This window comes from Microcoleus sp. A6-C6, from assembly GCF_036705955.1.
Lineage (GTDB): Bacteria > Cyanobacteriota > Cyanobacteriia > Cyanobacteriales > Microcoleaceae > Microcoleus.
The window spans coordinates 65,740-73,860 of sequence record NZ_JAUBVR010000033.1; the positions used below are offsets into that span (position 1 = coordinate 65,740).

Consider the following 8,121-nt stretch of genomic DNA (forward strand, 5'->3'; position numbering starts at 1 on the left):
TTTCCCGAACGGACTTGATAAGTGCCATAGCACTCGAAACAACATAATTGTAAAAATTCCCAAATCTCAAATCTAAAATCAGTATGCGTCCCCTAGAACTTTTACTCGAAGGATTTACCAGCTTCCGCCGGGAACAGCGTTTAGATTTTTCTCAACTCGATTTGTTTGCAATTACTGGTGCTACAGGTGCGGGCAAATCTTCGCTGCTAGATGCGATGACTTACGCACTTTTTGGGATGACAACTCGCAGCGGCAAGCAAGTAGGTGATTTGGCAAGTCAAGGTAGTAAAAATTTAAAGGTGCAGTTGCGTTTTGCTGTGGGTTCTGCCCAGTATCGGGTGACGCGGACATGGCGTTTTCGTCCAAAAACTCCTGAAAATAAGGTGATTTTGGACTTCTGGCAAAACGGCGAGTGGGAAACTTTGGGAACGAGTATTGTTGCTGTTCAAAATACGATCGAACAGATTTTGGGGATGGATTTTGATACTTTTACGCGAGCAATTATTCTGCCTCAAGGAAAGTTTGATGAGTTTATTAAAGGGGATACTTCTAAGCGCCGGGAAATTTTGCGGCAGCTAGCCGGATTTGAGATTTTTGAGCAGATGCGGAAGGAAGCAAATGAGCTCGCAAAGTTGCTGAAACAGGAACGGGAAATGGTGGAAAGGCAGTTGGCTGATTTGACCGCGCCGACGGTGGATGAGGTAGATCTAAAGCGATCGCAACTTGGAATTTTAGAGCAGCAGTTACCTGAGTTCGAGCGCGCCGTGATGAAAGCTCAGAAGGCGTTAGACGAAGAGGAACAGCTATTTTCACAAATCGCTCGTTGGCAAGAGTTGCAACAAAAATTGGCTGAGTTAAATGCGAGTTCCGCCGACATTGAAATTTTAGCACGGCGTTTGGAAAGAGCGCAAGCTGCCAATCATTTACAGGGAGATTGGGCTTTAGTGCGATCGGCTCGCAGTCAGCATGAAACTGCCGAAAAAGCCGCTCAATCAGCGCGGGAACAATTAATTAAAGCTCGCTGCGAGTTGGCGGCAGAACAACAGCAACTTGACGAGGCTAAAGCCAAAGCAGAGGCACTAGCACCACAATTTAAGGCTCGCGAAAATGCTCTGGCTGCTGCTAAAGTATATGAAGAACAGCGCGCTCAATTAGAAAAAGAAGTTGCAATCGCCCAAAAAATACAACAGGAAAAACTCCGCTTTTTCCAAGCAGCAGATAAAGAATTGCAAGCTACTAACACTAAAATTCAGAGTGCGGGTTTTCGAGTTACTAGAGCAGCGGTACTGCTCGAACAGTATTCGCCGGGAGGAAAGCGTTTAGAGCAGTTGCAGGAAATTGCACCTTTATTGGTGGAAGTTCAGCTTATTGCCAAGCAGGGAAAAAGTCAGCAGGAAATGTTGGGTAAGTCTCTGGTAGAAAAAGAAAGCGCTCAACATAATTATGTCGAAGTTGCCACTAATTTAGCAGCGGCAGAAATCCGGCTCAAAGAGTGCGGTGGTGAGTTAGAAGCGGCGGAAACTGCTAATGCGGAAGCGGCGCGTTTAGAGACTGTTGCTGCTGTCAGAATGTCGTTGAATTCTGGCGATACTTGCCCGGTGTGTGGGGGGGTGCATCCTGAGAGCGATTTGCTCCCTCCTTTACCGATTTCTAAGATTGTAGATGTCGCTGGTTTGCGCCGGAAACTGGCGGCAGCAAATCAGGTTTTTCAATCTGCTCAAATGGCGGTGGCTGAGGGGAAAAGCGCAGTTTCATCCTGCGAGCAAAAACAGTCAGAAATTGCTAAAATATTGGAATTGACGGCGAACAGAGTTGGCGAATTGCAGCAGCAAATCTCGAAGATTCTGGAGGAGCAAGAATGGGAAGTGTCGCAGTTGCAGCAGGAGTTGGCAATCCTTAAAGAGAGCGATCGCCAATACCGAGAAACCGAGCAGCAATTTCAAATTGCATCCTTGGAGTATAATAATTACGAAGAAAGATTAAATTTTGCAGGGACTACAAAAGCTGCTAAACAGCAAGAATATCAAGATGCGATCGCCGAATTTGACCGCAGACAGCAGCAGTTGCAAAGTTGTGTCAACGCGCTTTATCAAATTACCGAATATCAATCTTATGCTAATTTAGCACAAGCCTTGGCAGAAGAGAAGCAAGAGTTGGCAAATCTGCTAAAAGTTGCGGAAAAATCTTATCAAACTGCTCAAAATACTGCTATTCAAGCAGCAGAAAGAGAGCAACAAGCTGGAGAAGTTTTTGCACAGGCGCAAGCCAGTAAACAGCAGTTAAACCAGGATTGGTTAGCAAAATTAACAGCGGTTGATTTTACAGAAGAGACATTTTTAGCAGCGGTGGCGCCCGTTAGCGAACAATTGCAGTGGGAAAATGCGATTCGCTCTATGCGCGAGTCAAAAATTCAGTTGGAGACGCGGGCGAAGGATTTGAGTGAGGCGATCGCAGGCAGGACTACTGATGAAGATACTTTAACACAAGTGCGATCGGCAAAACACACCGCCCAAGAAAACTTCAAACAAGCCAACAACAACCGCGCCGAACTTTTAGCGTGGATTCAAGTAGCCGCCCAAACCCTCGAACAAGCCGAAAGACTGTCACAGCAAATCACAAACTTCGCAGAACAAGAGCAAACTTATCATACCTTAGCGCAGAATCTGAAATCAAACGAATTTCAATCCTACATCTTAGAACATTTAGAAGCAGAATTAGTCGGCAGCGCCACCTTAATTTTGCAAGAATTAACCGACAATCGCTACAAGTTGAGAAACCAAGATGGCGAATACTGGGTAGCAGATAATTGGAATGGTGGCGAAGCTAGACGAGTCCGCACCCTTTCCGGCGGCGAAACCTTTGCAACTTCCCTATCAATGGCTTTAGCTTTATCAGAAAAACTGTCTCAAGGAGCTCAATTGGGTAGCTTGTTTCTCGATGAAGGATTTGGCACATTAGATGCAGAAACTCTCGAAAGCGTTACTCAGATTTTAGAATCTTTGCGGCAGCGAGAAAGGCTGATTGGAGTGATTACTCACGTTCAAGGATTGGGCGAAAGATTGCCCGCACAAGTTAAAGTGTTTAAGTCACCGCAAGGCTCTAGAATAGAAGTTGAAAGAGTTTAGAAGACAGGGCGGTTGAAACCGCGTCTTATCTGATTACAAACAAATTTTATCCTAAAAATACAGTTAAATTCTATGAAAAATCACCTAACTCGAATGCAATTGGTACAATCACCAATCATCCCAGTAGTAGGCGAACTAATCCGGCAAAATCCGGGAACAATATCATTAGGACAAGGCGTAGTTTACTACAATCCGCCCCAAGAATCCTTTAACAAAATCCCCGAATTCTTCGCAAATCCCGACAATCATAAATACAAAGCCGTCGAAGGAATTCCCCAATTACAAGATGCAATCGCAGCCAAACTCCAAACAGATAACGGCATAGAAATTAACAATAAAAACTGCATTGTTGTCACCGCAGGCAGCAATATGGGATTTACCAACGCCATTCTTGCCATCACCTCAGCGGGAGACGAAGTTATCATCCAATCACCTTATTATTTCAACCACGAAATGGCAGCAGTCATGGCAAATTGCCGCCCAGTGATAGTAGAAACTGACGCTAATTATCAACTTAATATCCCTGCAATCAAACAAGCAATTACCGATAAAACTCGCGCCATCGTCACAATTTCACCCAATAACCCAACTGGTGTAGTTTATTCCGCCGAAGCACTCCGGGAAGTTAACGAAATTTGCCGCCAACACAATATCTATCACATCAGCGATGAAGCCTACGAATATTTTACCTATAACGGCGTTAAACACTGTTCCCCCGCAGCTTTTCCCCATAGCAACGAACATACAATTTCCCTGTTTAGCCTTTCTAAAGCCTACGGTTTTGCGAGTTGGCGCATCGGGTATATGGTAATCCCAGAACATTTGCTGGTTTCAGTGAGGAAAATTCAAGATACCATCTTAATTTGTCCGCCGGTAATTTCTCAATATGCAGCCCTGGGAGCCTTGCAAGTTGGTAGAGGTTACTGCGATAATTATGTAAGGGCGATCGCATCTGTGCGACAACTCGTATTAAACGAACTCAATACAATCCAAAATCTGTGTACAATTTCCCCGGCCTGTGGAGCTTTCTACTTTTTCTTGAAAATTGACACACAGCTCGATACAATGGAATTAGTAGAAAAATTAATTCGCGAATATCGCGTAGCAGTGCTTCCCGGTACAACCTTCGGGATGGATAGTGGCTGCTATTTGCGGGTTGCTTACGGTGCTATGGAAACTGAAACAGCGGCGGCTGGAATTAGTAGGTTGGTTAAAGGTTTGAAGACAATTTTAGGAGCATAAAATATGATTACAAGTAACTTCAAAGCTATTCAAAATAATCAAGATTCAATCTTAGCTAAACTTGCCAATTTGCGAGTCATGATGGCAAAAAATGACTTAGATTGCTATTTCATCCCAGCGGTTGACGAACATTTTAATTTATCAGTCCCAGCAGCTAAGCAAAGACGAGCTTGGATTTCAGGTTTTACCGGTTCCGCCGGAGATTTGTTGGTTGGCCAAGATTCTGCTTGGTTATTTGTGGATTCTCGCTATTACGAACAAGCGGAGTTACAAGTCGATACGGGAATTATTCAAATATCTAAACTTGGCTTAGAAGAAAATTTAAGTTTAATTGAAACTTTAGAAAAATTGGCAGAATCTGCACCAAAATCAACTAAAATTAGATTTGGTTTTGATCCGTTTACTGTATCAACAGAGCAATATCAAAAATGGGTGAATAAATTTGCAACTGCTGGAATTGAGCTAGTATCAATCCGGGAGAATTTAGCAGACAAAGTTCGAGAAACAGTAGAGACTTTACCCGCGATTGACGAATCTCCCATATTTAGCTTACCTGCAACCCTGACTGGAGAAACGGCAGCCCAAAAATTAGCCAGAGTCAGGGAAGCGATGGCAAAAGCTAACATCGACGTGCTGCCGATTAGTAACCTGAATCAAATAGCGTGGCTGTTCAATCTCCGAGGCTCGGATATTCCCAACATTCCAATTTTTATATCCTATGCGATTGTCACCACAGATGCAGCGTTTTTGTTTACCAATCCTGAACGAGTTTCACTAGAAATCAAGCAAGAAATATCGGCAGATATAACTTTGCTTCCCTACACAGACTATCCGTCAACTTTAGTATCTTGTGTCAGTTTGCCGAAAAAAATTCGGGTGCTATTGGACTCGAAACACAGCACAGCAGGCACGTACCAGTTAATTTTAGACCAGCAAAAAGCTAAAAATAACATCGAAATAGTTTTTGAGCCGAATCCTATAGAAGGGATGAAAGCTCGGAAGAATCCGGTGGAAATCGAGCAGATGAAATCGGCTAATTTTAAGGCAAGTCGAGCGAAAACTCTGACTTTAATGTGGTTGACAGAGCAGGTTGAAAATGGTAATGTATTGACAGAGTTTGATGTTAAAGAAACTGTCGAAGGTTTTTATCAGCAAGAAACTGATTTTCAGAGTTTATCTTTTAGAACGATCGCAGGTGCTGGATCAAATAGCTCGATCGTACATTACGGCACTCCCAGCCCTGAAATCACGTTAAAACCCGGAGAATTGCTGCTGCTAGACTCAGGATCACAGTATTTAGCAGGCACAACGGACGACACCAGAACCATGATTGTCGGGGAACCGACGGCGCTGCAAATCGAACATTACACCACAGTCTTAATCGCGCACATCAACTGTGCAGCGCAGCAATTTCCTAAAGGTACAACGGGCTCGCAGTTAGATGCGATCGCCCGTGCGGTATTATGGCAACAACAGCTAGACTACGGACACGGCACTGGGCACGGAGTCGGCGTATTTTTAGCCGTTCACGAAGGGCCCAACGGCATCAGCAAATCTGTCCAATATCCCCTCGAATCGGGAATGGTGACAAGCATCGAACCGGGATATTACGAACCGGGATGGGGCGGAATTCGTCTCGAAAATCTCTATGTTGTCAGGGAAATGCCCTCAAAAAACGGTTCGGTTTGGTACGGATTTGAACCGCTGACGTATATTCCCTTTGAAAGGAAATTGATTAATGGCGATCGGCTGTCAAAGACTCAATTACAATGGTTGAATAACTATCATGCTTCGGTAGTCAAGAAACTGGAACCCGTACTTGATGCAGCAACAATCACCTGGTTAAAAAAAGCCTGCGCTGTGTTAGGTAAAATTCAATAGGTTCAGTTAAGCCAGAGCCCTCCTAGCACCCTTAAAAAGGGAGGGACAAAAGCTGCATCAAAGTCCCCCTTTTTAAGGGGGATTTAGGGGATCTCCGGGCTATACAAACCGCTAACCCCAGCATATTCGATTATACTAAATCCACCTTCACCAAACGTCTTTTCAATGCAGAGCGACTGCTATATTTATTATGCAGTTGTTGAACCAGTGTGAAAAATTTAACTGTTTGGTTTTGATACTCCGCTAAATCTTGGAGTTTTAAAAGTAAAAGCACTACTTCATCATAAGAGCTAGAAGTTCCTTTTTGAATAAGAGCCTCTATATCTTCCCAAGCAGCCGTTTCTCGCTTAGCCAAAGCTTCTAACTCTTTAATTCGTGCAGCTTTAGCTTCCTTTCCTCTTCTTTCTTCTTCCTGTTTTTCTTCCTTTTCTGCGCTTGCTAAAAGCTGACGAATTGTTCGTTTACCGGGATTTTGTTCTTGCTTAACTTCTATCATTGCTGATAATTTGTTACGCAATTCAATAGAGAGATTAGATTCTCCTTTGAGTAACCGCAGCAAAAAAGTATCGACTTCAGAACGATCAAGTTTTTTGATAGCTTCTGTGATGCTAGTTTCGGGAATTGAAGGTTTAGTAACACTCGCACTGATTGCAGCTTTGAGTAGATGCTCATCCACTTCAAAAAGATCGATAAAAGCCTGTAACGATGAAGATAACTTACCGAAATTAGGAGGAACAGGTGGCTCTAGTCCTTCTTGATCATCATTTGAATCATCATTTGAATCATCATCATCTCGCTCATCTTCATCTTCGCCGTCGAGTTCATCAAGATAGGTAATCCCTTTCAGCCAAGCCAAATAAAGTAAACGATAATCTCCCTGCAAAATTTCCTGGCGCAAACCTATCAAAGAGGATAAATTTCCTTCTCCCTCTATCCACCCATCAAAACCTTCTTCCTCATTAATAGAAATTTCTAAAATGACAAAATCATTAATTTCCGAAACTTCAACTATATCTTCAACGCAATATTTTTGCATCAGTTCCATATCAATCAAACCTTTGGGAAAACGAAACATTAGCTGTAACGATCCCCAATTAGCTATGTAAAACATAGCATCGAAATATTTGATTAATACTTGTTTTTCTTGACCCGGAAAATCTCCATAGTTATAAAGAAAAATAGCTCTACTAGAGCTGATTTGCGCGCGACTAGAGAGTTTGCTGATTGCTTCTTGTTCAGATTGAGTCAAAGGTCGATCGACGCTTTGAAATTCGTAATATTGATATTCGCTCATTTTGGGTTATACCAAGTACATAGAAGATATCTCAAAGGCTTCTTCAGGCGTACCGTAGAAACTACCATTTGGGAACATACAAGGCTCGTATTTTTCACTGCTATAGGCGTAAAACCCCAGAGTCCAAGCTTCTTCATCACTAAAGTAACGCAGCCGACACAGGTGAAGGGGGGTATTTCGCCTTTGTTCTAAATATTCTTCACGAGATATGCCAAGCTCTTTGCTCGGAAAATCTAGGGCTATCTCAGGTTCTGTATAGGCATCAATGTAACAAAACTGACTGCGAAAGCGAATGCCTAGGCGAGTGTATTTACCAGCGTAGTTAGCAGCAGCATAATCGAGAATACGCTGCTTCACCCGTTCTTGAACTGCGGGAGGGATTTTCACTCCGCCTGAATGTGGATCTTTTACCCAAGGGGACATTTCACTACTCTGGTAAACTGCTGACAAAGTTAGTGTAGAATAACTTGCTAACTTTAGTTGCTAAGATTTAATCAAACTTGTTGACACTCCCCAGCTATCAAGGCGAGGGGATTCTTTGTTCACAGAGCCGACTTGCTGAGGCAGGATTTCTCCAAC

Annotated in this window: 5 protein-coding genes; 3 read left to right on the plus strand and 2 right to left on the minus strand. The window is 43.2% G+C overall.

Going from position 1 to position 8,121, the window contains the following annotated elements; translation table 11 throughout:
• The first annotated feature begins 83 nt into the window (after positions 1-83).
• The 3 genes from QUB52_RS15310 (at position 84) to QUB52_RS15320 (ending at position 6,248) form a co-directional block, all read left to right on the plus strand.
• Positions 84-3,125: an SMC family ATPase gene (locus QUB52_RS15310; RefSeq protein ID WP_332973583.1), complete on the plus strand. Its 3,042-nt coding sequence runs from the start codon at positions 84-86 to the stop codon at positions 3,123-3,125.
• Between the two features lie 72 nt (positions 3,126-3,197).
• Entirely contained in the window at positions 3,198-4,367 is a 1,170-nt protein-coding gene (locus tag QUB52_RS15315; protein WP_332973584.1) for a pyridoxal phosphate-dependent aminotransferase, read from the plus strand.
• A gap of 3 nt (positions 4,368-4,370) precedes the next feature.
• The gene (locus tag QUB52_RS15320) at positions 4,371-6,248 is read left to right on the plus strand and encodes a M24 family metallopeptidase (RefSeq protein WP_332973585.1); all 1,878 of its coding nucleotides are present in this window, start codon (positions 4,371-4,373) and stop codon (positions 6,246-6,248) included.
• A gap of 130 nt (positions 6,249-6,378) precedes the next feature.
• Here QUB52_RS15320 and QUB52_RS15325 read toward each other — a convergent pair whose 3' ends face one another.
• Both QUB52_RS15325 and QUB52_RS15330 read right to left on the minus strand, forming a co-directional pair.
• Positions 6,379-7,542: a hypothetical protein gene (locus tag QUB52_RS15325; protein ID WP_332973586.1), complete on the minus strand. Its 1,164-nt coding sequence runs from the start codon at positions 7,540-7,542 to the stop codon at positions 6,379-6,381.
• A gap of 6 nt (positions 7,543-7,548) precedes the next feature.
• Complete coding sequence (locus tag QUB52_RS15330; RefSeq protein ID WP_265235486.1) at positions 7,549-7,965, minus strand: hypothetical protein; 417 nt, start codon at positions 7,963-7,965, stop codon at positions 7,549-7,551.
• Positions 7,966-8,121: the final 156 nt, after the last annotated feature.

Coding starts and splice junctions, on each gene's coding strand:
- QUB52_RS15315 (WP_332973584.1), top strand. CDS start 3,198: ATGAAAAATCACCTAACTCGAATGCAATTGGTACAATCACCAATCATC.
- QUB52_RS15325 (WP_332973586.1), bottom strand. CDS start 7,542: ATGAGCGAATATCAATATTACGAATTTCAAAGCGTCGATCGACCTTTG.
- QUB52_RS15310 (WP_332973583.1), top strand. CDS start 84: ATGCGTCCCCTAGAACTTTTACTCGAAGGATTTACCAGCTTCCGCCGG.
- QUB52_RS15330 (WP_265235486.1), bottom strand. CDS start 7,965: ATGTCCCCTTGGGTAAAAGATCCACATTCAGGCGGAGTGAAAATCCCT.
- QUB52_RS15320 (WP_332973585.1), top strand. CDS start 4,371: ATGATTACAAGTAACTTCAAAGCTATTCAAAATAATCAAGATTCAATC.